General features: G+C 45.5%; 21 protein-coding genes. 19 read left to right on the top strand and 2 right to left on the bottom strand.

All coding sequences use genetic code 11. The annotated features are described in order from the left end of the window. Positions 1 to 114: 114 nt before the first annotated feature. Entirely contained in the window at positions 115 to 3,237 is a 3,123-nt protein-coding gene (locus DW183_RS02370; protein WP_158572999.1) for a glycoside hydrolase family 3 C-terminal domain-containing protein, read from the top strand. 44 nt (positions 3,238 to 3,281) lie between these two features. Here the strand turns inward: DW183_RS02370 and DW183_RS02365 are convergent, their stop codons facing one another. After that, positions 3,282 to 4,346: an undecaprenyldiphospho-muramoylpentapeptide beta-N-acetylglucosaminyltransferase gene (locus tag DW183_RS02365; RefSeq protein ID WP_118280455.1), complete on the bottom strand. Its 1,065-nt coding sequence runs from the start codon at positions 4,344 to 4,346 to the stop codon at positions 3,282 to 3,284. Positions 4,347 to 4,494: 148 nt separating this feature from the next. Here DW183_RS02365 and DW183_RS02360 point away from each other — a divergent pair, with 148 nt between their 5' ends. From DW183_RS02360 to dusB, 9 genes are all read left to right on the top strand, one after another. Further along, a complete protein-coding gene (locus DW183_RS02360) occupies positions 4,495 to 4,821 on the top strand; it encodes a hypothetical protein (protein ID WP_118280454.1) in 327 nt (108 codons plus the stop codon). Positions 4,822 to 4,969: 148 nt separating this feature from the next. Further along, positions 4,970 to 6,106 carry a cell wall hydrolase gene (locus DW183_RS02355; RefSeq protein ID WP_118280453.1) on the top strand — a complete coding sequence of 379 codons (1,137 nt, stop codon included), beginning with the start codon at positions 4,970 to 4,972 and terminating at the stop codon, positions 6,104 to 6,106. A 64-nt stretch (positions 6,107 to 6,170) separates the two neighbouring features. Then, positions 6,171 to 6,350 carry a diguanylate cyclase gene (locus DW183_RS02350; RefSeq protein WP_178009481.1) on the top strand — a complete coding sequence of 60 codons (180 nt, stop codon included), beginning with the start codon at positions 6,171 to 6,173 and terminating at the stop codon, positions 6,348 to 6,350. Positions 6,351 to 6,440: 90 nt separating this feature from the next. Beyond that, positions 6,441 to 7,358 (top strand): SPFH domain-containing protein, encoded by a 918-nt coding sequence (locus DW183_RS02345; RefSeq protein WP_118280451.1) that lies wholly within the window; start codon positions 6,441 to 6,443, stop codon positions 7,356 to 7,358. A gap of 139 nt (positions 7,359 to 7,497) precedes the next feature. Further along, positions 7,498 to 8,484, top strand: coding sequence for an ornithine carbamoyltransferase (gene argF, locus DW183_RS02340; RefSeq protein ID WP_118280450.1), 987 nt, complete (start codon positions 7,498 to 7,500; stop codon positions 8,482 to 8,484). A 24-nt stretch (positions 8,485 to 8,508) separates the two neighbouring features. Next, positions 8,509 to 9,282, top strand: coding sequence for a biotin--[acetyl-CoA-carboxylase] ligase (locus tag DW183_RS02335; RefSeq protein WP_118280449.1), 774 nt, complete (start codon positions 8,509 to 8,511; stop codon positions 9,280 to 9,282). A 17-nt stretch (positions 9,283 to 9,299) separates the two neighbouring features. Further along, the gene (locus tag DW183_RS02330; RefSeq protein WP_118280448.1) at positions 9,300 to 9,638 is read left to right on the top strand and encodes a DUF6145 family protein; all 339 of its coding nucleotides are present in this window, start codon (positions 9,300 to 9,302) and stop codon (positions 9,636 to 9,638) included. An 11-nt stretch (positions 9,639 to 9,649) separates the two neighbouring features. After that, positions 9,650 to 10,438 (top strand): type III pantothenate kinase, encoded by a 789-nt coding sequence (locus DW183_RS02325; RefSeq protein WP_118280447.1) that lies wholly within the window; start codon positions 9,650 to 9,652, stop codon positions 10,436 to 10,438. A gap of 13 nt (positions 10,439 to 10,451) precedes the next feature. Further along, positions 10,452 to 11,435, top strand: a complete 984-nt coding sequence (dusB, locus tag DW183_RS02320; RefSeq protein WP_118280446.1) for a tRNA dihydrouridine synthase DusB — start codon at positions 10,452 to 10,454, stop codon at positions 11,433 to 11,435. On the opposite strand, the gene DW183_RS02315 is transcribed toward dusB, so the two are convergent. Further along, complete coding sequence (locus tag DW183_RS02315; protein WP_118280445.1) at positions 11,427 to 13,685, bottom strand: glycogen/starch/alpha-glucan phosphorylase; 2,259 nt, start codon at positions 13,683 to 13,685, stop codon at positions 11,427 to 11,429. The genes dusB and DW183_RS02315 overlap by 9 nt on opposite strands. Before the next feature lie 135 nt (positions 13,686 to 13,820). Here DW183_RS02315 and DW183_RS02310 point away from each other — a divergent pair, with 135 nt between their 5' ends. The 9 genes from DW183_RS02310 (at position 13,821) to DW183_RS02265 (ending at position 23,898) form a co-directional block, all read left to right on the top strand. Then, positions 13,821 to 14,708 carry a helix-turn-helix transcriptional regulator gene (locus tag DW183_RS02310; protein ID WP_118280444.1) on the top strand — a complete coding sequence of 296 codons (888 nt, stop codon included), beginning with the start codon at positions 13,821 to 13,823 and terminating at the stop codon, positions 14,706 to 14,708. A 166-nt stretch (positions 14,709 to 14,874) separates the two neighbouring features. After that, a complete protein-coding gene (locus DW183_RS02305) occupies positions 14,875 to 15,885 on the top strand; it encodes a LacI family DNA-binding transcriptional regulator (protein WP_118280443.1) in 1,011 nt (336 codons plus the stop codon). Positions 15,886 to 15,999: 114 nt separating this feature from the next. Beyond that, a complete protein-coding gene (locus DW183_RS02300; RefSeq protein WP_118280442.1) occupies positions 16,000 to 17,307 on the top strand; it encodes an ABC transporter substrate-binding protein in 1,308 nt (435 codons plus the stop codon). Positions 17,308 to 17,465: 158 nt separating this feature from the next. Beyond that, the gene (locus tag DW183_RS02295; protein ID WP_118280441.1) at positions 17,466 to 18,317 is read left to right on the top strand and encodes a carbohydrate ABC transporter permease; all 852 of its coding nucleotides are present in this window, start codon (positions 17,466 to 17,468) and stop codon (positions 18,315 to 18,317) included. After that, a complete protein-coding gene (locus tag DW183_RS02290) occupies positions 18,317 to 19,159 on the top strand; it encodes a carbohydrate ABC transporter permease (protein WP_118280440.1) in 843 nt (280 codons plus the stop codon). The genes DW183_RS02295 and DW183_RS02290 overlap by 1 nt, the downstream gene beginning before the upstream one ends. A 35-nt stretch (positions 19,160 to 19,194) precedes the next feature. Then, complete coding sequence (malQ, locus tag DW183_RS02285) at positions 19,195 to 20,679, top strand: 4-alpha-glucanotransferase (protein ID WP_118280439.1); 1,485 nt, start codon at positions 19,195 to 19,197, stop codon at positions 20,677 to 20,679. A 124-nt stretch (positions 20,680 to 20,803) separates the two neighbouring features. Continuing rightward, positions 20,804 to 21,283, top strand: coding sequence for a transcription elongation factor GreA (gene greA / locus DW183_RS02280; RefSeq protein ID WP_118280438.1), 480 nt, complete (start codon positions 20,804 to 20,806; stop codon positions 21,281 to 21,283). Between the two features lie 18 nt (positions 21,284 to 21,301). After that, positions 21,302 to 23,350, top strand: coding sequence for a lysine--tRNA ligase (gene lysS, locus DW183_RS02275; protein WP_118280437.1), 2,049 nt, complete (start codon positions 21,302 to 21,304; stop codon positions 23,348 to 23,350). 149 nt (positions 23,351 to 23,499) lie between these two features. After that, complete coding sequence (locus DW183_RS02265; RefSeq protein WP_118280436.1) at positions 23,500 to 23,898, top strand: cytidine deaminase family protein; 399 nt, start codon at positions 23,500 to 23,502, stop codon at positions 23,896 to 23,898. The last annotated feature ends 124 nt before the right edge of the window (positions 23,899 to 24,022 follow it).

Below are 24,022 nucleotides of genomic sequence, written 5' to 3'. Positions count from 1 at the left end.
ACAAGGTTATGGCATCTCCGACAGGGGATGCCTTTTTTTGTGTTATTTTGACGAAGAAGAATGTCGGGTGTCTGTAACCGGGTGATACAGCACATGGCAAGGAGGAGGTTAAAGATGAAGAAGGACAAGACAAAGAAGTTAAAAGCGTGTCCGCGCAAGTATCGCAACCGTAAAATTGTAGGTTCGGTTATTTTGGTCGCACTTTGCGTTGTCGTCAATTATGCAACCAATATGATGTCAACCACGATCGATACCTATATTGGCGGTGGCACATCTTATGTGAACACGGATGCGGTCAAAAACAAGGAAGACGGTAATTATTATGAAAATGCTGATATTTCAGCCAAGGATGCGAAAGATGCAGCCTATGAAGTAGCACAAAAAGTAGCAGAGGAGGGATCAACTCTCTTAAAGAATGATGGTATTTTGCCGCTGGCAAAGGAGTCTAATGTCATGCCATTTGGTTATGCCTATGAAAATCCGATCTACGGACAACTTTCCAGCGGTGGATCTGCAAAATGGGTAGTAGATCCGATCACACCGGAAGAAGGATTAGCTGCTTTTACGATCGATACGGCAGCCGTAGAGAAGATGGATGCGACCGATGATCCCGAAGGATTGACGGAAGCAGAAGGTACCAGCAGTGCAGGAGAAGCCGGATCTGTACTTGGTGGTGATTGCAAGATCTATGAGTATGATCCGGCCATCTATGAAGATATTGCACAGGCAGAGGATACAACCGGTATCGTATTCATTACCCGCTCCGGTCAGGAGGGACAGGACCAGAAGTTTGATGCCTATGCCGATGGAACACCACATTATCTGGCACTTTCCGAGAATGAAAAAGGAACGATCCGTGCGGCAAAGGAGATCTGCGGCAAGGTCGTTGTTGTCTTAGTATCTTCCGCGCCGATGGAAATGGGCGATCTGATGTCCGGGGAACTTGAGGCAGATGCTATCCTTTGGGTTGGTCATCCGGGAGAAAAAGGATTTTCTACCTTATCTTCTTTATTAGATGGTGACGTAAATCCATCCGGCAAGACGGTCGATACCTGGGCGGCTGATTTTACCAAGGATCCGTCTTACCAGAGTCTGGGCGAAAATACTTATTCCAACTTTACGATCACCAGCGGAGCTCTTATCGATGGTGGAGAATATGCTGCTATGTATAACGAATACATGGAAGATATGTATATGGGCTACCGTTATTATGAGACGGCAGATGCTATGGATGCAGGCTTTGTCTATGGTACTTTGGACGGACAAGGTGCAAGCGTTGAGGCGGGTGCTGTCTGCTATCCGTTCGGCTATGGTCTGTCCTATACCACTTTTTCACAGGAACTTTTATCCCTTGAAGATGATGGTTATACCATTACAGCAAAAGTAAAGGTAACAAACACAGGGGATGTGGCTGGAAAGGATGTCGTACAGTTGTATTACGGAGCACCATATACCCAGCTAGATCAGGAAAATAAGATTGAAAAGCCGGTAGCAAATCTTGTGGCATATGATAAGACAAAGGAGTTGAAACCGGGCAAGAGTGAAGAAGTTACCCTGACATTTACATGGGACGATCTGACTTCATACTGCTATACATATGATAACGGAAACGGAACAATGGGCTGTTATATGTTAGAGGCTGGAGATTATACGATCTCACTGCGTTCTGACTCACACAATGTCATTGATGAGCAACAGATCCAGAGAGCCGAGACCATCTGGTATGACGGATCTGACGAGGATCACATTCGCCAGACAGAAAAAGATGCACAGTCTGTCATGAATGATGACGGTACGATCAGCGATGAGACTGGCGATGGTGCTGACTATGTTGCCGCGAGCAACCAGTTCCAGACAAGCAGTGATTATATGAATGAAGTTTCTACCCTTCTTAGCCGTTCTGATTGGAATGGCACGCAGCCAGTAGGAACGGATACCAAAGAGATCCCGGAGAAATATTCCGAACAGTTGAATACAGAAGTATCTTTTGATGTGGAAAATGATCCGGAACTCGGAAATGTGGAAGGCAGCAAGGTCTACAGTGATAGCATGCCGACCTCCAATGCGGATAATGGTTTAGCACTTTCTGATATGCGTGGACTTTCCTATGACGATCCGCAGTGGGATGCATTTTTGGATCAGATCGACTGGGATGCCGATAAGGCTGACATTATCCAGAATTTCTCAGGTGATGCTTATACGACAGCGGCCATTGATTCTCTGGGCTTGCCGGCGACGGTAGCACAGGATGGTGCCAATGGTTTAAAAGTCAATGGTGTGACTGAGGACAAATCCGGTTATGATATGTCAAAGAGTTCGTCCTTTGGATTTGCACCGCTGATGGCAGCAACCTGGAATAAGGATCTGATGTACGAAGTGGGACAGGCATTCGGCGTAGAATCTTTAGCGAATGGTATCAGTGGCTGGTATGCTCCGGCGATCAATCTGCATCGGTCTATGTTCTCCGGTCGTGTCTTTGAGTATATGTCAGAGGATCCGGTACTTTCCGGCAATATTGCTGCAAAGATGATCTCAGGTGCCGGCGATCAGGGAATGTTCTGTTATGTCAAGCATTTTGCTTTAAATGAGACCGAGACAGGTCGTGCAAAACTCAGCAGTTACTGGGCAGATGAGCAGACCATGCGTGAACTTTACATGAAAGCATTTGAAATTGCGATCAAGGATGCCAAGATGACCATCAAGTATTATGATGCGGATGGCAATATGACAAGCAAGACTATGCGCGCAGCAACCGCAGTAATGGCAGCACAGAACGGTGTCGGCGTGGTAGCCGGAGAATGTAACTATAGTCTTTTGACCTCTGTTCTGCGTCAGGAATGGGGATTTGAAGGAATGGTCATTTCTGATTACTGGGTATGGAATGGTGATAATCTGCGTGACTATGCATTGCGTGCAGGTTGTGATACCTACTTATGTATGAATGTGCCGACCATGTGGACGATTTCAGACTACACAAGTGCAACGGCAAGAACTGCCATGCGAAAAGCCATCAAGAATCTCTGTTATGCGGTCGCAAATTCCAATGCTATGCAGGGAATGGCACCGGGAGCCAAGGTTGAGGTAAGTATGTCCCCTTGGAAGAAAGTCTTGATCGGACTTGACATTCTCGTTGTATTACTTGTTCTCTTAAATATCTGGAAGGTTGTCCATCGTTATAAGGTGGCGGCAGAGCACCCGGAATTATTTAAGGAAGATACAAAGAAAAAGAATAAATAAGCATAAAAAATCCCGGCATGATTTCGTGCCGGGATTTTTTATGGCTAGCGGCTGACTTCCTCGATCAAGCCCATAATGGTCTCAATCGCGTTCATTTGCCCGCTGTTTTTCATAGCATCGATATATTTGCTGCGATGTGCCATGACATCATCAATGGTTGCCATGAGTTTTTCGGATGTGACTTCTTCTTCCTCAAGTACCGCAGAAAAGCCCTGCTTTGCAAAGGAATTGGCATTTAAGATCTGATCGCCACGGCTGGCATTTCTGGATAGTGGGATCAGGATGTTTGGTTTATGTAGTGCCAGAAGTTCACAGATGGAATTGGCACCGGCTCTTGCAACAACGAGGTCTGCGGCTGCAAAAAGATCCGGGAGGTTCTCACTGATATATTCAAACTGTGCATATCCTTTTTTATCCTTGAGGGACTCATCGATATTTCCCTTGCCGCACAGATGGATGATCTGGTATTTGGTCAGCAGGGTATCAATGCATCCACGGATGGCATTGTTGATATAGACGGATCCGATGCTGCCGCCCATGACCATGAGGATAGGCAGGTCGCCGGTAAATCCGCAGAAATCTTTGGCTGCCTGCTTATTGCCGTGTAAAAGTTCCTGACGGATCGGAGATCCGGTAAGGACGGCTTTTTCTTTTGGCAGATAAGGCAGTGTTTCCGGGAAATTGCAGCATACCTTGGTAGCTGATGGCATCGCAAGTTTGTTTGCCAGACCCGGGGTCAGGTCGGATTCATGGATGATGACCGGGATATGTCTTGTCTTGGCTGCCATAACGACCGGCACAGAGACAAAACCACCTTTGGAAAAGACAACATTGGGACGGATCCTTCCCAGCAGGCGTCTTGCCTGAAAGAAGCCGTGAAGCACACGGAAAGGATCGGTCAGGTTTTTCCAGGAACGATAACGGCGGAACTTGCCGGAACTGATACCATAGTAAGGGATCTTCTTATCCTCGATCAATCCTTTTTCAATACCTTCGTAGGAACCGATATAATGGATCTCATATCCATCTTTTTGTAAAGAATCAAACAGAGCAATATTGGGCGTTACATGTCCTGCGGTACCGCCGCCTGTCATAACTATTTTTTTCATACAAAAACTCCTTTATTCTAATCTATATCAATCTTACCTTGCTTTTGCTAATTGTCAAGATGGTGACTGTCTACTTTTTACGTCATTTTTTGCAGACAAAGGCTTGTACCATTTTATATAGGAAGAAAAGCAAGAGGAGGAAGAACAGGTGGATATGACATGGCTGGAAAAATTAGCGGGAGCAGAGGGCTGGATCGGGCTGGGACTTTTGGCTTTACTGGTCCTGCTTTTGCTGATCTTTATCATTCGCTTTTCACGTTTTGCAAAAAAGTGTGAGCAGGCGGCAGGACAGATCCAAGTATATGTGCAGGATGTGCTGGGAGACTATGAGGAGACAGGCGAGGCGGCAGAAAAAAAGCCTTGGGCGACAGGGGAAGATCCCATCATAAGAGAGAAGAAAGAGGAAACGGATGCCATGACACCTGCGGAGCAGGAAGCCCTTTTACAGGAGATGCTGGGAAACCTTTTGGGATGAAAAATGAACAAAACTTGACAAAGTGAGGCGACTTTGTTATAATTCGTAATAAATTTGTAACAAATGTAACAAATTTTGTATAAAGTATCATAGAAATGCAATACTTGATATATAGATAGTATTACATGAATATGGAGGAATTATTTATATGAATTATAATTGGAAGAAGCGCGTTGCGCAGGGAACAGTGGTTGCTTTGGCAGTGACGGCGATGAGTACGACTACCGTACTTAGTCAGCCCAAAGAAGCGACAGACACTGTGAGCGGCTATCGTACCGCTGGTATTGTCCAGGCAGTCAGTACGATGGAAGCAGGTGCGTATGCGACTGCCAATGTCGTAGGTTCTCAGGTAACCGTAGTTGCTGCCGCAAATGAGCAGGCACAGGTCGCATATCCTGAGTGGCAGGATCGCCTGATGGCAAATGTGGATGAGTTCTTGTATGTGAGAGCAACTGCAAGTACAGATTCTGACATTGTCGGTAAGATGTATAAGGGCGATGTGGCAGAGGTTACAGCGACGGAGGGCGACTGGTATCAGATCACATCCGGCAATGTGAATGGCTATGTGCTCGGTGAGTATTGTCTTACCGGTGATGATGCACATGCACTGGCAGAAAGCGTCTGCAAGACCTATGCAAAGGCAAAGGAAGGCGGTATCCGCGTCCGTAGCGAGGCAAGTGCTGAGAGTGCGATCTATACCGTGATGGCGGTAGGCGATTCGCTGGAAGTAGATACGCAGGCTACGCCGGTAGACGGCTGGGTGGCCGTAAGCACCAAGGCTGGTACCGGATATGTCAGCAGTGATTATGTGGATGTCAGCATTGATTATGGAACAGCCATTACGATCGAAGAAGAACAGGCAGCCATTGCAGCAGCCAAAGCCGCAGAAGAAGCAGCGGCAGCAAAGGCACGCGCTGTGACCGTACAGAATCAGGCAGTGGCAGCATCTTATGATGATACGACACTTTTAGCAGCCCTGATCCAGTGTGAGGCAGGCAATGAACCCTATGAAGGTCAGGTAGCCGTTGGTGCGGTGGTATGTAACCGTGTCCGCAGCGGTGGTTATCCAAGTTCTGTTTACGGTGTTGTATATCAGAGCGGACAGTTTACACCGGCAGCGAGCGGATCTGTAGCATCCGTAGCGGCAAGTGGTCCAAAGGCATCCTGTATGCAGGCAGCGCAGGCAGCCCTTGCAGGAACGGACAACACAGGCGGAGCATTGAGTTTTAGACCGGTCAGCAGTGGACGCGGCGGCGTTGTGATCGGTAATCACGTATTTTTCTAAATTAAAATATGCAAAGCAAAAATCCCTTTTTGACATGGAATCATGTTGGAAAGGGATTTTGTCATTGTTTTGTCCTATATCCGGACTTTGGAGGAGAGATTACAAATTAAGTCTTGGCGCATCCTTCTATCGTCAGAAAGAGCAGATGAGCTTCGACCGCCTGTATCAGGAGGCGGATCAGGCAATGTACGCCAGCAAGAAGCAGGCAGGATTTGCTATGACAATTTATCATACAGTAGAATAGTAGACATAATCGCAAATTTGTTGCGCTATTAGCACAGATAGGGTACTATAAGATGGTAGCAAAGAATAAAATGCATATGGGAGGTAGTTTATGGTAGTAGTTATCATTTTAGTCGTGGTGATCTTATTGCTGGTTATTTCTTGCGTCAAGGTTGTACCGCAGGCACATGCTATGGTTATTGAGCGTTTGGGCGCTTATCTTACGACCTGGCCGGTAGGACTCCACTTCAAGGTGCCGTTTATTGATCGTGTGGCACGCAATGTCAACTTGAAGGAGCAAGTAGTTGATTTCCCGCCACAGCCTGTTATCACCAAGGATAATGTTACAATGCAGATCGACACGGTCGTATATTATCAGATCACAGATCCAAAGTTGTATTGCTATGGTGTTGAAAATCCGATCATGGCGATCGAAAATCTGACAGCGACGACACTGCGTAATATCATTGGTGATCTGGAACTCGACGAGACATTGACATCCAGAGAGACCATCAACACAAAGATGCGTTCTGCCCTGGACGTTGCAACAGACCCATGGGGTATCAAGGTCAACCGTGTTGAGTTAAAGAACATCATTCCACCGGCGGCCATCCGTGATGCCATGGAAAAACAGATGAAGGCAGAGCGTGAGCGAAGAGAAGCTATCCTGATCGCGGAAGGTGAGAAGAAGTCAACCATCCTGATCGCCGAAGGTAAAAAAGAGTCTGCCATTCTCGATGCTGAGGCAGAGAAGCAGGCACAGATCTTAAAGGCAGAGGCTGTCAAGGAAGCAACCATTCGCGAGGCAGAAGGTCAGGCAGAAGCCATTCTCAAAGTCCAGCAGGCGAATGCAGACGGTCTGCGTTTCTTAAAGGAAGCCGCTGCGGATGATGCTGTTTTACAGTTAAAGAGTTTAGAGGCATTTGCCAAGGCAGCAGATGGCAAGGCAACCAAGATCATCATTCCGTCTGAGATCCAGGGAATGGCAGGTCTGGTCAAGTCCATCACAGAAGTGGCAAAGGACGAGTAGAACATTTTCTATCGGAAATGAAAAGAGGCGGTCGCAGGCGCGGCTGCCTTTTCTTTTTTCCTTGCACAAGAGGGAAAAAGGAAATATAATACAATGAGAAAAAAGTGGGTAAAAATTAGGATAAAGGAGATCGATACATATGAATCTGTCAGGCAGAAATTTTTTGAAACTTTTAGATTATAGCCCGGAGGAGATCCGTTATCTCATTGATCTTTCAAAAGAATTGAAGGACAAGAAGAAAAAGGGGATCGCGCATGATGAATTAAAGGGCAAGAATATTGCCTTGATCTTTGAAAAGACCAGCACCAGAACCCGTTGCTCTTTTGAGGTGGCAGCGCATGATCTGGGTATGCATGTGACTTATCTGGATCCGTCCGGCTCCCAGATCGGTAAGAAGGAGAGCATCAAAGATACGGCAAGAGTACTCGGCAGGATGTTTGACGGTATTGAGTACCGCGGATATGGGCAGGAGATCGTAGAGCAGCTGGCAGAGTATGCAGGTGTTCCGGTATGGAATGGACTGACCAATGAATTTCATCCGACACAGATGATCGCAGATATGCTGACCATTGAGGAAAAGTTTGGCAAGTTGGATGGGATCAAGTTTGTTTATATGGGCGATGCCCGCTACAACATGGGCAATTCCCTTATGGTGACCTGTGCAAAACTGGGCATGGATTTTGTTGCATGCACCAATAAAAAGTATTTCCCGAATGAGGCATTGGTCGCAGAGTGCCGTGCCATTGCAGAAAAGACAGGGGCATCCATCACTTTGACAGAGGATGTGGCAGAAGGCTGTAAGGATGCTGACGTGATCTATACGGATGTGTGGGTTTCTATGGGCGAGCCGACCGAGGTCTGGGAAGAACGTATCCATGACCTGCTTCCATATCAGGTCAATGCCAAGGCACTTTCCTATGCCAAGGACACAGCCATCTTTATGCATTGCCTGCCGGCTTTCCATGATCTGGATACGACAGTCGGTAAAGAGATCCATGAAAAATTCGGTTTGACCGAGATGGAAGTGACCGATGAGGTCTTTGAAAGCAAGCAGTCTGTTGTTTTTGATGAGGCAGAAAACCGTATGCATTCCATCAAGGCGATCATGTATGCGACTTTAAAATAAAAGGATAAGAGAGCAAGACAGCATATGATACAGATGAGACATGAGTATTTAGAGAGTATTGATTCTACCAACAATGAGATCAAGCGCCGTGCGGTAGCCGGCGAGACGGAAGGGCTTGTCATTTCTGCCGGAAAGCAGACGGCAGGCAGGGGCAGGAGCGGACACCAGTGGGAGACACCGGCGGACATTTCGATCGCCACATCGCTTTTGCTGCGACCGACGGTAGCCATAGACCACCTCAGCAGTCTTACTCTGGTGGCTGCAGTGGCGGTGCGACGCGCCATTGAAGAACTTTATGGTATCGAGACCTGGATCAAGTGGCCCAATGATGTCATCATCCATGGCAAAAAGGTCTGCGGTATTCTGACAGAGATGAGTGCCAGCGAGGGTAAGGCAGAATATGTTGTAGTCGGCATCGGGGTCAATGTGCATCAGACTTCTTTTTCCGAGGAATTGGCGGACAAGGCAATCTCTGTGGATATGGCGCTTAAAGAGCAGGATCCTTTTGGGGCAAAGCGGGGCGACTGTAAAGAACTGACCTACCGCATCTGGCAGGAGTTTGCCCTTTTGTATGAGGCTTTTTGCATGACAGAAGATCTGTCTATCGTCATGGAAGAATACAATCGTTTTCTGATCAACCGCAATGCCAAGGTGCGTGTACTGGATCCAAACGGCGAATGGGAAGGTATTGCGCGTGGTATCGACGAATCGGGCAAACTACTGGTAGAGACTAAGGAGGACCTGCGGCAGGTGGATTCCGGCGAGGTCTCAGTCCGGGGTGTCTATGGCTATGTATAGAAAGGAACATTCGATAGATGAATGATGAAATCGTACTTTGTGGGGCAAGTTCCTACAATAAAAAATATTACTTTAATGAGCAGTTTTCTTCTCTGCCACAGGGGATACAGGACGAGTTGCACATTATGTGTGTGCTCTTTACGGCAGATGTCGGAGGTGTCCTGCAGGTTGTCTTTGATGAGGACGGCTCCCTGCAGTTGCGCACACAGACAGAGGAGGATGATATCCTCTATGATGAGATTGGTAGCGTTTTAAAGATCAAGCAGTTGCAGAGAGAAAAGGAAGAATTGTTTGAATCGCTGGAAATGTACTATCGTGTCTTTTATCTGGGAGAGGCATACGAAGGCGAGGAGTAGGAGAAGATAAGATGTTAATGACGATTGATGTAGGAAATACAAATATTACCGTGGGTATTTTTGACAAACAGAAGTTAGTGGGAAATTTTCGTCTGACAACAGGCATGACACGTACTTCCGATGAGTTCGGGACGGCGATCGGGGAGATCCTGCGCTACAATGATATAGAAAAGCAGGACATAAGCGATGCCATCATTGCCAGTGTAGTGCCAAAGATCATGCACTCCCTGACCAGCGGCATCATCAAGTATTTTGAGGTGCATCCGATCTTAGTGGAGCCGGGCGTGCGTACCGGGGTCAAGATCATTACGGAAAATCCGCGTCAGATCGGAGCAGATCGTATTGTCAATGCCGCAGGCGCACTGGGCTTGTATGGCGGACCGGCGATCGTCATTGATTATGGTACGGCGACCACCTATGATCTGGTCAGTGCAGAGGGGGCATATGTATCCGGTGTGATCGCGCCGGGCATCCGTACATCCGCAGAGGCACTCTGGTCAAAGACGGCAAAACTACCGGAGATCGAGATCCGCAAACCGGAGCATATCCTGGCAAAGGAGACGATTTCCTCCATGCAGGCGGGCCTGGTTTATGGACAGATCGGTCAGACGGAATATATCGTAAAACATATGATCGCAGAATCCGGCTACGAGGATATCAAGGTCGTAGCGACCGGTGGGCTGGGCAATCTGATCTCCAAGGAAACGGATTGTATCAATATCTATGATCCGGAACTGACCTTGCAGGGACTGCGTCTGATCTACGAAAAAGAGATGAAAAACCGCGGGGCAGATCGTTAGATAGGGGAAAAGCATGGACAAGTCGACATTACAAGGACTTCAAATAGGAAAGGTAAGACTGGAAAATAATCTGGTCTTAGCACCCATGGCAGGCGTGACAGACCTGCCATTTCGTACTTTATGCAAAGAACAGGGCGCAGGGCTGATCTGCATGGAAATGGTCAGCGCCAAGGCCTTACAGTACAACAATAAAAACACATATCAACTGCTGGAGATTGAGGAAAAAGAGCGGCCGGTCTCCTTACAGTTATTTGGCTCGGACCCGGATTGCATCAGCGAGATGGCAAAGCGGATCGAAGACCGTCCTTTTGATATCTTAGATATCAATATGGGCTGTCCTGTGCCAAAAGTCGTTAATAACGGCGACGGCTCCGCACTGATGAAAAATCCCAAACTGGCAGGGCAGATCATGCGAAAAACGGTAAAAGCCATTCAAAAGCCGGTCACAGTCAAGATCCGCAAAGGTTTTGACGATGCCCATGTCAATGCCGTGGAAATAGCAAAGATTGCGGAAGATGCCGGTGTGGCAGCCATTGCCGTACATGGCAGGACAAGAGAGCAGTATTATTCCGGCAAAGCCGATTGGGACATTATCGCCCAAGTCAAAGATGCCGTATCCATTCCGGTCATAGGAAATGGAGATCTTCTGGATGCCAAAGATGTGATCGCCATGAAAGAGCAGACCGGATGTGATGGCTTTATGATCGGCCGTGGTGCGCAGGGCAATCCTTGGATCTTTCATCAGATTCTGCATTATTTTGAGACAGGGGAAATGATAGGAAAGCCGCCGATCGATGTTGTGGTGGCTACCATGCTTCGGCATGCGAAGATGCAGATCGCCTTTAAAGGGGATGAATTGTATGGAATACGAGAATTTCGCAAGCATGCGGCGTGGTACACCAGTGGTTACCACAATTCCGCACGCTTACGTGGTATGATCAATGAGGTCAACACTTATCAGGACTTGGAAGACCTGATGGAGCGCGTCTTAAGATAAATGCCAGATGTCTTCATTATACTGGGCGATGGTTCGATCGGATGAGAAGAAGCCGGCTTTGCTGATATTGATCAGCATCTTCTTCGCCCAGGTCATGCGGTCTTCATAATCCGCATAGATACGTTCCTTGGTCGCCTTGTAATCTTCAAAATCCGGTAAGGTCATGAACCAGTCCTTGTTCAAAAGTTCATGGTAAAGACGTTCTAAGTTTTCTTTTTGTCCGACCGCAAGCATGGTATCGCTGATCAAAAAGTCGATGGCACGCTTGATGGCAGGATCTTTCTCATAGTAATCTCTGGAAACATAGTCAGCCTTCTCATAATGGGCGATGACCTCGTCTGAGGATTCGCCAAAGATATAGATGTTGTTGTCTCCGACAAATTCATGCATTTCCACGTTGGCACCGTCCTCGGTTCCGATCGCAATGGCACCGTTTAACATGAACTTCATGTTGGAGGTACCGGATGCTTCCTTGGAAGCAAGTGATATCTGCTCGTGGATATCTGCTGCCGGAATCAGTTTTTCAGCAAGTGTGACATTGTAGTTTTCTACCATGACAACGGACAGGTATGGAGATACCTCTGGGTCATTGGCAATGATCTCCTGTAAGCAGAGGATGACATGGATAATGTCTTTTGCAATGACATAAGCCGGAGCAGCCTTGGCACCAAAGATGACTGTGATCGGACGCTTTGGCAGTTTGCCTTCCTTGATCTCAAAATATTTATCGATCACATAGAGGGCGTTCATCTGCTGTCTCTTGTATTCATGCAGACGCTTGATCTGGATGTCAAAGACAGAATCCGGGTTAATGGCAATGTTTTGTGTCTGTTTCAGATAAGACGCAAGTTCTTCTTTCTTGCCCTGTTTTACGGCAAGCAGTTTCTCCAGTACCGCAGTATCATCGGCATAGGCAGATAATTTTTCCAACTCGGTCGCATCTTTCTTGTAGCCGTCTCCGATCAGTTCGGTCAAAAGATCGGCAAGCGGATGGTTGCAGTGGAGCAGCCATCTGCGGAAAGTGATGCCGTTGGTCTTATTGTTGAATTTTTCCGGATAGATCTTGTAGAAGTTGTTGAGTTCGCTGTTCTTCAAGATCTCGGTGTGCAGGTAGGCAACGCCGTTGACGGAATAGCCATAATGGATATCCATGTGTGCCATGTGTACGCGGTCTTCCGCATCGATGATGGCAACGCTTGGATCGTGGAAAGTATCATTTACTTTGTTGTTCAATTCGTAAATGATCGGAAGCAGTTGCGGTACGGCTTTCTGTAAGTAGTGGATCGGCCATTTTTCCAGTGCTTCTGCAAGGATGGTATGGTTGGTATAAGCACAGGTCTTTGTCACGATCTCGATCGCTTCTTCCATGCGGATTCCCTTTTGCATTAAAAGGCGGATGAGTTCCGGGATCACCATGCTTGGGTGGGTATCGTTGATCTGGATGGTTGCATAATCTGCCAGATCATGCAGGTTGCTGCCGCGCTCTAAGGCTTCGTCCAAGATCAGATGAGCGGCATTGCTGACCATGAAATATTGCTGGTAAACACGAAGAATACGACCATCCTCGTCCGAATCATCCGGGTATAAGAATAGGGTCAGGTTTTTGGCAATGTCCGTTTTGTCAAAATCAATGCCCTCTTTTACCAGTGATTCATCGACAGAATCAATGTCAAATAAATGCAGTTTCGTTGTTCTTCCCATATAGCCGACAACGTCGATATCATACATGCAGGAAGTCAGCGTCAGACCGCCAAATTCGATGTCATAAGTCCGCTTGGTCTTGGTCAGCCAGTTCTTGTTTTCAATCCAAGGGTTTGGCGTTTCCTGCTGCAGATTGTTTTCAAATACCTGCTTGAAAAGCCCGAAATGATAGTTCAAGCCGACACCGTCGCCGTTTAAGCCAAGTGTAGCGATGGAATCCAAAAAGCAGGCAGCCAGACGACCAAGTCCACCGTTTCCAAGAGATGGTTCCGGCTCAATGGTCTCGATCTCTGCCATGGTCTTTCCGTATTTTTGCAGGCAGGCTTCCACCTCGTCGTAGAGCCCCAGGTTGATCAGGTTGTTGGAGAGGAGTTTTCCGATAAGAAACTCAGCAGAAATATAGTAGAGTTTCTTCTTGCCCTCGGTGGTCACCTTTTTTTCGGCTTCTTCCTTTACCAGTTCTAAAAGAGCAACATATATCTGCTCGTTTGTGACATGTCCCGGATCCGTGCCAAAGGTATCCTTGACCTTGATTTCTAATGCATCCATAAAAACCTCCTAAATTACACATTCTTTTTATGCTTCCAGTATATAGGCTATGATGACTCTGGTCTTGTCATATCATAGCAAAAAGTAGTACAATCCTATCATTGGAAAAACAAAGAACAGGAAAAGAGGCAGAAAATGGATATAAAAGAATACGAAAACTATCATGAACGTAAAGAACACAGCCGACAGACTTTTCCATATAATACCTATTTGTGCTCCATGCCGCTGGATTTTAGCGAGGTGCCCATGCATTGGCATGACGAGATGGAGATCATCTATATAAAGAAAGGGCGGGGCATGGTCTCCGTAGAATTTGATGAGAGGATCGTGAGCGGAGGAGAGTTTGTCGTAGTCCTGCCGGGGCAACTGCATGGCATCCGTTCTGTGCCGGGGGAAAGTGTCGAGTACGAAAATATCCTCTTTCGCCCGGAAATCTTATATGGAAGAAAGGACGATGGCTTAAGACAGGACTTTTTTAATCCCCTTTTTCAGATGAAGATCGTCATTCCTGCCTTTTATGGGGAGGGAGTTCCCGGTTACTGGGAGATCAAAGAGGTTTTAGATGGCTGCGACAGCATTTGTAAAGAGCCTGTGGAGGGCTATGAACTTTTGCTCAAAAGCAGGCTCTATCTTCTGATATATCATTTGTGTCAGACCAGTGGGCAACGGGGCAGGGTCAAGAACAGCAGACCCCATGAGGAAATGAAACTGGTCTTAAAATATGTGGAACTGCATTATATGGAAAAGATCACGATCGCCGATATGGCGGAGGTCAGCGGTTTCAGCGCTTCCCATTTTATGAAATACTTCAAACAAAACATGGGACAGAGTTTCATTGACTACCTCAACGACTACCGACTGACCATGGCATCCCGCATGCTTGTGGCATCCGAGGCCTCCGTTCTGTCCATAGCCCAGGAGGTCGGTATTGATAACATGTCCTACTTCAACCGCGTCTTTAAGCGGAAATTCGGCATGACTCCAAGAGACTTCCGCAAGGTCAATGAAAACAGGAATTTGTGATCTTGCACAAAAATAATGGATTGCTTTCGTCGAAAATAGCAAAAATGACATAGGTATGTTGACATGGTAAATTTTGGGGTATAAGATATATGCATATCAACTGAAAACGTTTCCAGTAACGTTTCCGGTAACGTTTTCAACAAAATAAACGGGAAAGGGCACAGATATGACGATCAAAGATATAGCAAAAATCAGTGGCGTGAGCGTCAGCACCGTTTCCCGCGTATTAAACAACCACCCGGATGTGAGCGAGGATGTACGGCGCAAGGTCATGGCAGTTGTGGAGGAGTACAATTACATTCCCAACAACAGCGCCAGATCATTGGGACAGAGCAAGTCAGATAACATTGGACTGATCGTCCGTGGTATCTCCAATCCTTTCTATACATCCATCATCCATGAGATCGAGCAGGATATCGAGAAGGCTGGTTACACACTTGTGATGCAGCAGATCGGCGCCACGGAGGATGAACTCTTAGCAGGTGCCATGATGGAGCGGGACAAGAGATTGCTGGGCTTGATCTTTTTGGGAGGACGTCTGGACTATACCAAGGAACAGATCGCAGCGATCAGCGTACCTTTTGTTTCCTGTTCTTCCAACAATGCTTATGGATCCTTGGATGATACCTGTTATTCCAGTGTATCGATCGACGATACGCAGACTGCCTATGAAGCGGTCAAGGAACTCTATAAAGAGGGACACCGCAGGATCGCCGTTCTTCTGGCAAGACCGGATGACGGTTCGGTTTCCCAGATCCGCTATGAGGGATATGTCAAGGCATTGACCGAGGTGGGGATGGTTCCGACAGAAGATCTGATCATATCTGTGGACAGTTACAATATCGCAGATGCCTATCATGGGACAAAAGCGTGGCTGGATAAGGGAATAGCCTTTGATGCGATCTTTGCGATCGCAGACAACCTTGCCATGGGAGCCATGAGAGCGCTTCGGGAAAAAGGGATTATCGTGCCGAAAGATTGCTCCATTGTAGCGATCGACGGTATTGAGGTGTCAGAGTATATGGCACCGGCACTTTCTACATATTGTCAGCCGATGGAAGAACTGGGAAAGACCAGTGTGGACCTTCTCATCGATCTGATCGAGAAAAAGGGAGAACACAGGCAGATCATCCTGCCGACGATCTTTCGCGAGGGGGAGACCATTGCAGTCCGATAAATCGGTCATAAATAGCAGTGGCCCTGCATATAATGATTTTTGATTGTGGCAAAAGCGCAGTGCCATAATTGGAAATAAATACTTATCAATTATCACGAGAAGGAGAGGGTAATCATGAAACTAAAAAAAGTATTAGCATTGACAATGGTTGCTACAATGGCAGTTGGCGCATTTGTCGGATGCGGCAATTCCAAAGATGGGGGAGATTCTGCTAAGTCAGATTCCGGAAAGGTCTACTATCTGAACTTCAAACCCGAAGCAGACGATGCGTGGCAGGCTTTGGCAAAGGAATACACCAAGGAGACAGGTGTTGATGTTACGGTTGTAACAGCAGCATCCAACAAGTATGAAGAGACACTGATGGCAGAGATGTCAAAGAGTGAGGCTCCTACTTTATTCCATGTAAACGGACCGGTTGGATTGAAGAACTGGAAAGATTACGCAATGGATCTTTCAGATACAGATGTATATAAGAACTTAAACGGTGATGAATATGCATTGAAAGATGGCGACGAAGTTAAGGGTATCGCAATGGCTGTTGAGACATACGGTATCATTACAAATACAAAGTTATTAAAAGAAGCAGGATATACTGTAGATGATATCCAGAGTTTCGATGACTTAAAGAAGGTAGCAGAAGACATCACAGCAAGAAAAGACGAACTTGGATTTGCAGCATTTACTTCTGCAGGTATGGATGATTCTTCTGACTGGAGATTTAAGACACACCTTTCAAATCTTCCAATCTATTTTGAGTATCAGGATGAGAACGAAACAAGCACAGATGCGATCAAGGGAACCTATCTTGACAACTACAAGAACATCTTTGATCTGTACATCAACAACTCAACATGTGATCCAAAGGAACTTGCAAGCAAGACCGGTGATGACTCAGAAGCTGAGTTTATCAATGGCGAAGCAGTATTCTTCCAGAATGGTTCATGGGAATATGGCAACGTAGTAGGTGATAAGAAGTTATCTGCAGATGATGTTACAATGATTCCTATTTACATTGGTGTTGGTGATGAAGCAAATCAGGGACTCTGCACAGGTACAGAGAACTACTGGTGTGTAAACAGCGCTGCTGATGAAAAGGATATTCAGGCAACACTTGATTTCATGAACTGGTGTGTATCTTCTGACAAGGGAACAACAGCAATGGCTGATGACATGGGATTTGTTATTCCTTTCAAGGATGCAAAGGATACAGACAACGTATTCGTTCAGAAGGATAAGGAAATGCAGGCAGCAGGCAAGACAACAATTCCTTGGGACTTCACAACCATCCCTTCAGAGCAGTGGAAGGCTGACCTTAGTTCTGCACTTACAGCTTATGCAGCTGGAACTGGATCATGGGATGATGTTAAGACAGCATTCGTAGATGGATGGGCAAAAGAGTACAAGGCAGCAAATCAGGAATAATCCGCATTTGCAAATTTCATAGATGCATCGATTCCCTTGCGCAGGAATAGCATCGCTTATAATTGTTTTGAATAACCGGAGGGCGGGCAAACAACGCCTGCCCTCTATATTTATGCCCAAAAGGCAGATGATTTTATCGTTTTTTAAAGGAGGTTACCATGGAAAAAGCAGTTAGAAAATATTGGCCTGTCTTTGTGCTGCCGACCGCTGCGGCTTTTTGTGTAGGCTTTTTGTATCCGTTCATTCAAGGATTATATTTATCTTTCTGCAGCTTCATTACGATTGACCGGGCAAAGTTCAACGGATTGCAGAATTATAAATACGCACTTACCGATGCAACTTTTTTGCATGCATTCTGGTTTACGGCATTATTTACGATCGTGGTTACGATACTGATCAATGTCGGAGCATTTGCACTTGCACTTGCACTCACCAGTAAGTTGAAAGCATCCAATCTTTTCCGTACCATCTTTTTTATGCCAAACCTGATCGGCGGTATCGTCTTGGGATATATCTGGCAGATTCTGCTCAACGGAGCCTTGACTTTACTGGAAAAGCCGCTTTTGGCATTGGATGAAAAGTACGGATTTATCGGTTTGCTCATACTGATGTGCTGGCAACAGATCGGTTATATGATGATCATTTACATAGCAGGATTGCAGTCGATCCCGGATGATTATATTGAAGCAGCAAAGATTGATGGAGCTACAGAAGGACAAATATTATGGAAGATCAAAATTCCGAATGTTATGCCGTCAATTACCATTTGTATGTTCTTATCCCTTACCAATGGCTTTAAGTTATTCGATCAGAACTTAGCACTGACCGGCGGTGAACCGGCACATGCTTCCGAAATGCTGGCGCTGAATATCTACAGTACTTTCTATGCGAGAAGCGGACCACAGTGGAAGGGTTATGGACAGGCGAAAGCCGTGCTCTTCTGTATTTTAGTCATCATCATTTCCATGATACAGTTGAAGGCAACCAAATCTAAGGAGGTGCAGCAGTAATGAAAGAGAAAACAACCTTAAAAAGCAAGATCTTATTTGTTGTACTTTTGATCCTTAGTTTAGCATGGATCTATCCGGTATTTATGATCCTGATCAACTCCTTTAAGACGGATCGAAATATCACGACAAGAACGGTATTCCAACTGCCGAATGCAGATAGTTTTGCCGGTCTGTCAAACTTTGTGGATGCACTAACCTCCAAGGGTTTTGCAAAGGCATTTGGTTACAGTCTGATGATCACGATCACCTCAGTTGTACTGATTCTGATCTGCTGCTCTATGTGTGCATGGTTTATCACAAGAGTCAATGGCATCATATCCAAGATTTTATATTTCCTCTTTGTATTTTCTATGGTAGTGCCATTCCAGATGTTGATGTTTACCTTATCTTCTACGGCAGACAGATTGGATTTGAATAAACCATACAATATCTGTATTATTTACCTAGGATTTGGAGCGGGACTGGCGGTATTTATGTTCTGTGGTTTCATGAAGTCCATACCATTGGAGATCGAGGAAGCGGCGATGATCGATGGCTGTAATCCTTTGCAGACCTTCTTTTTGATCGTACTTCCGATCTTAAAACCGACACTGATCTCCGTTGGAATTTTGGAAACCATGTGGTTGTGGAACGATTATCTCTTACCATATCTGGTACTTGATCGTAAGAAGTATATGACCATTCCGATTTTGATCCAGTACTTCCAGGGAAGTTACGGAAAAGTAGAAATGGGACCAATGATGGCTTGTATCCTTATGACGGTATTGCCGATCATCATTGTATATCTGGTTTGCCAGAAGTACATTATCAAGGGTGTTATGGCTGGTGCTGTCAAAGGCTAAGACTTGTTCCCTTATAAGATTATGAGGTGAAAAATATGAATAGAAGTAGTGGAATATTACTTCCCATATCTTCGCTTCCATCACCATATGGTATAGGCACCTTTGGAGCGGCAGCATATGCTTTTGCTGATTTTTTGCATGAGGCAGGGCAGAAATACTGGCAGCTTTTACCACTGGGGCCTACCAGTTATGGGGATTCGCCTTACCAGAGTTTTTCCACCTTTGCGGGAAATCCGTATTTTGTGGATCTGGATCTTTTGATCGAGGATGGACTGCTTTTGGCGGAGGAAGTAGAAGCATGTGACTGGGGAGAAGATCCCCGTCATGTGGATTATGGAAAGATTTACGAAAGCCGCTTTGCCATATTGGCAAAGGCAAAGGCAAGAGGCTATGCGAGAGACTATGAGGATGTGCAGGCTTTTTGTCAGGAAAATGAGCAGTGGCTGGATAATTATGCACTTTACATGGCATGTAAAAAGCATTTTGGCATGAAGGCATGGAGTGAGTGGGAGGATAAGGATATCCGTATGCACCGCCCGGAAGCGGTCGAAAAGTACCGCCGGGATCTGCAGGAGGATATGGAACTCTTTATTTACATCCAGTATCTCTTTTTTAAACAGTGGAATGCCCTGCGTGCCTATATCAATGATCTTGGCATTGAGATCATCGGGGATTTGCCGATCTATGTATCCATGGATTCTGCGGATGTGTGGGCAGAACCGGAGTATTTTGTTTTAAATGAGGAGCGTATCCCATTGGAAGTGGCAGGTGTACCGCCGGATTATTTCAGTGAGGATGGGCAACTCTGGGGCAACCCGATCTATGATTGGGAGGCTATGGCAAAAGATGGATACGGTTGGTGGATCCGACGGATCGAAGGAGCCGGCAAGTTGTATGATGTGATCCGTATCGATCACTTCCGCGGATTTGATACCTATTGGGCAGTGCCTTATGGGGAAAAGACCGCTAAGATCGGTCAGTGGAAGCATGGACCGGGCATGGATCTGGTCGGACTTTTGAAAAAGACATTTCCAAAACTGGAATTTATCGCAGAAGATCTGGGTGAGCAGTCACCAAGTGTCAGACAGTTGCTTGCAGACAGTGGCTTCCCAGGCATGAAGATCTTAGAGTTTGCCTTTGATTCGGATGAGCCAAGTGACTATCAGCCGCACACCTATCCGAGACACTGCATTTGTTACACCGGAACCCATGATAACAGTCCGGTCATGCTCTGGAAGGCAGAGGCAAAGCCGAAAGATGCCGCCTATGCAGCAGAGTATTTAGGCATTGGGGACGAACCTTATTATTGGGGCTTTATCCGCGGTGGCATGCGGTCGGTAGCACTTCTCTTTGTGGCACAGATGCAGGATTATCTGGGACTGGGCAAAGGACATCGCATGAATGTGCCGGGGACGGCAAGTGGAAACTGGACCTGGCGTATGCTTTCGGGAGAGGCAACGACAGAGATTGCAGAGAAACTATATCGCATGACCAAGATATACGGTCGTCTGCAAAAGTAAATAAAAAAGAAAAGAGGTGGCTTTAAGACCCGTAAGAACGTGGTTTTAAGGGCACCTTTTCTTGACAATCAGAGGGCTTTTTGCCTATAATAGATTGATTAAATATCAGAAAGGATATGCAGACATGGAAAAGAAAAATATCTTGACATATGGTGGACTTAAAAAATACGAAGATGAACTTCAGGAGTTGAAGGTTGTTCGTAGAAAGGAAGTTGCTCAGAAGATCAAAGAAGCAAGAGAGCAGGGCGACTTATCAGAGAACGCAGAGTATGATGCAGCAAAGGATGAGCAGCGTGATATTGAGGCTCGTATCGAGGAATTAGAGAAGATTCTTAAGAATGCAGAAGTTGTAGATGAGGAAGAAGTAGATCTTGACAAGATCAGTGTTGGATGTCAGGTCAAGATTTTGGATATTGAATTTGACGAAGAACTGGAGTACAAGGTTGTAGGTTCTACAGAGGCAAACAGCCTGACAGGCAGAATTTCTAATGAGTCACCGGTTGGCAGAGCCATCATGGGAGCAAGCGTTGGAGATATCGTGACCGTTGAGACTCCGGCAGGCGATTTACAGTACAAGATTTTAGAGATTCAGAGATCAAACTAATAGATATAGAGGTGTTACATGGCAAATCAGAATAATACACAGGGACAGGATCTGGGACAACTTTTACAGATCAGACGTGAAAAGTTAGCCAACTTGCAGGCAGCAGGTCAGGATCCTTTCCAGATCACAAAGTATGATGTGACCCATCATACATCCGACGTAAAGGAAATCTATGCCGCACATGAGGCAGAACTTCTTGCTGGCAGAGAGGATCCGGATACCGAGGGCATGGATGAAGGGGAAGCAAGAGAGATCATCAAGAAAGAATACGACGAGAGAAGAAGCATTATGGATGCTTCTCCGATCCGGGTGTCTATCGCCGGACGCATGATGTTCAAGCGTGTGATGGGCAAGGCTTCTTTTGCAAATATCCAGGATTTAAAGGGCAACATTCAGATCTATGTGGCAAGAGATGCCATTGGTGAAGATCTGTATGCAACCTTCAAGAAATCCGATATCGGTGATATCTGGGGCATTAAGGGATATGCTTTCCGTACAAGAACAGGAGAAGTTTCCATTCATGCAGAAGAAATGACACTTCTTTCTAAGTCTTTACAGATTTTACCAGAGAAATTCCATGGATTGACAGATACAGATACCCGTTATCGTCAGAGATATGTTGATCTGATTATGAATCAGGAAAGCAAGGATGTATTTGTAAAGAGATCACAGATTATCAAGGAAATCCGTAAGTTCTTAGATGGACGTGATTTTATGGAGGTGGAGACACCGATGCTGGTATCCAATGCCGGTGGTGCTGCTGCTCGTCCATTTGAAACACATTACAATGCTTTGAATGAAGATGTAAAACTTCGTATTTCTTTGGAATTATATCTGAAGAGATTAATTGTTGGTGGATTAGAGCGAGTATATGAAATTGGACGTGTGTTCCGTAACGAAGGTGTAGATACCAGACATAATCCGGAATTCACATTGATGGAATTATACCAGGCATATACAGATTATGAAGGAATGATGGAACTTACAGAGTCTATGTTCCGTTATTTGGCAGAGACTGTATGTGGTGGAACCAAGATTTCTTACCAAGGTACAGAGATTGATTTAGGAAAGCCATTTGCACGTCTTACTATGACAGATGCTGTCAAGAAATATGCTGGCATTGACTTTGATCAGGTGGCAGATGATGAAGAAGCGAAGAGATTGGCAGAAGAACATCATGTTGAATATGAAGAACGCCATAAGAAGGGCGATATTCTGAATCTGTTCTTTGAGGAATATTGTGAGCATGAATTGGTTCAGCCGACATTTATTATGGATCACCCAATTGAGATCTCTCCACTGACAAAGAAAAAGCCGGAAGATCCAAACAAGGTAGAACGTTTTGAATTGTTTATCAATGGATGGGAAATGTGTAATGCATATTCAGAGTTGAATGATCCAATTGATCAGCGCGAACGTTTTGCAGCGCAAGATGCAAATGCAGCAGCAGGTGATGATGAAGCAGAACATACTGACGAAGATTTCTTGAATGCACTTGAAATCGGTATGCCTCCAACAGGTGGTATTGGTTATGGTATTGACCGTCTGGTTATGTTGTTGACAGACAGTGCTGCCATTCGTGATGTTCTTTTGTTCCCGACAATGAAGTCACTCGGTGATGTAAATAAGAAAAATGATGAAAAAAATCAGGCTGCCGAAGAAATGAAAGCAGAGCCAGAGAAGATTGATTTTTCAAATATAAAGATTGAGCCTTTATTTGAGGAAGAAGTTGATTTTGACACATTCAGCAAGTCAGATTTCAGAGCTGTAAAGGTTAAAGAGTGTGTTGCAGTACCGAAGTCAAAGAAACTGTTACAGTTTACTCTTGATGACGGAACAGGCACAGATCGCACGATTTTAAGCGGTATTCACGCTTATTACGAGCCGGAAGAACTGGTTGGTAAGACACTGATTGCCATCACAAACCTTCCACCGAGAAAGATGGTGGGTATTGAATCTTGTGGTATGTTACTTTCAGCAGTAAACAATCTTAAGGATTCAGAGGATGAAGAACTTCATCTTCTTATGGTTGATAACCACATTCCAGCAGGTGCAAAGCTCTATTAAGATGATGTAAAGATGTACCAATTGATGCAGAAATCGGTGCAAGCAAGAATAAATCGCATAATTAGTACAAAGAGTGGGCAATTCCAATCGGAGTTGCCCTTTTTTAAAACAAACAGAAATACAAATCGGGATTTAATGAGGTAAGTGATATGTGGAACGAATTATATAATGCAGCGGTTAAGGTGCAAAACGGTCGAACAATTTCCCCATTTATAGAGGCAGGTGGTGTCGCAGCAGCTATTCTTACAAAACAAGGAAATATTTATGTTGGTGTATGCATCGATACAGCATGCACACTTGGAATGTGTGCAGAAAGAAACGCCATTGCCAATATGATTACGAATGGAGAAAGTCAGATTGATAAGGTCGTTGCAGTTATGCCTGATGGTCGAGTGGGTTCTCCTTGCGGTGCTTGTCGTGAGTATATGATGCAATTAGACAAGAATAGCGGAGAAATTGAAATTCTACTTGATCTTGAAACTAAAAAAACAGTCAGACTCAAAGAGTTAGTCCCAGATTGGTGGGGATATGACAGATTTGGAGAATAGTCAAATAACTTCAAGTTTGCAGAACTAATAGAGAAATAACATATAAAACAATAAATATGGCGCCACAATTCCGTAATGATTAATGCTTGAAAGTCTCCTGAAAGAATGCTATAATACTGAGCGT

Origin of the sequence: Roseburia sp. AM16-25 (assembly GCF_003473825.1) — a bacterium.
GTDB lineage: Bacteria > Bacillota > Clostridia > Lachnospirales > Lachnospiraceae > Pararoseburia > Pararoseburia lenta.
Note: the sequence above shows the minus strand (reverse complement) of the source record. Positions and strands in the feature narration are given on the sequence as shown.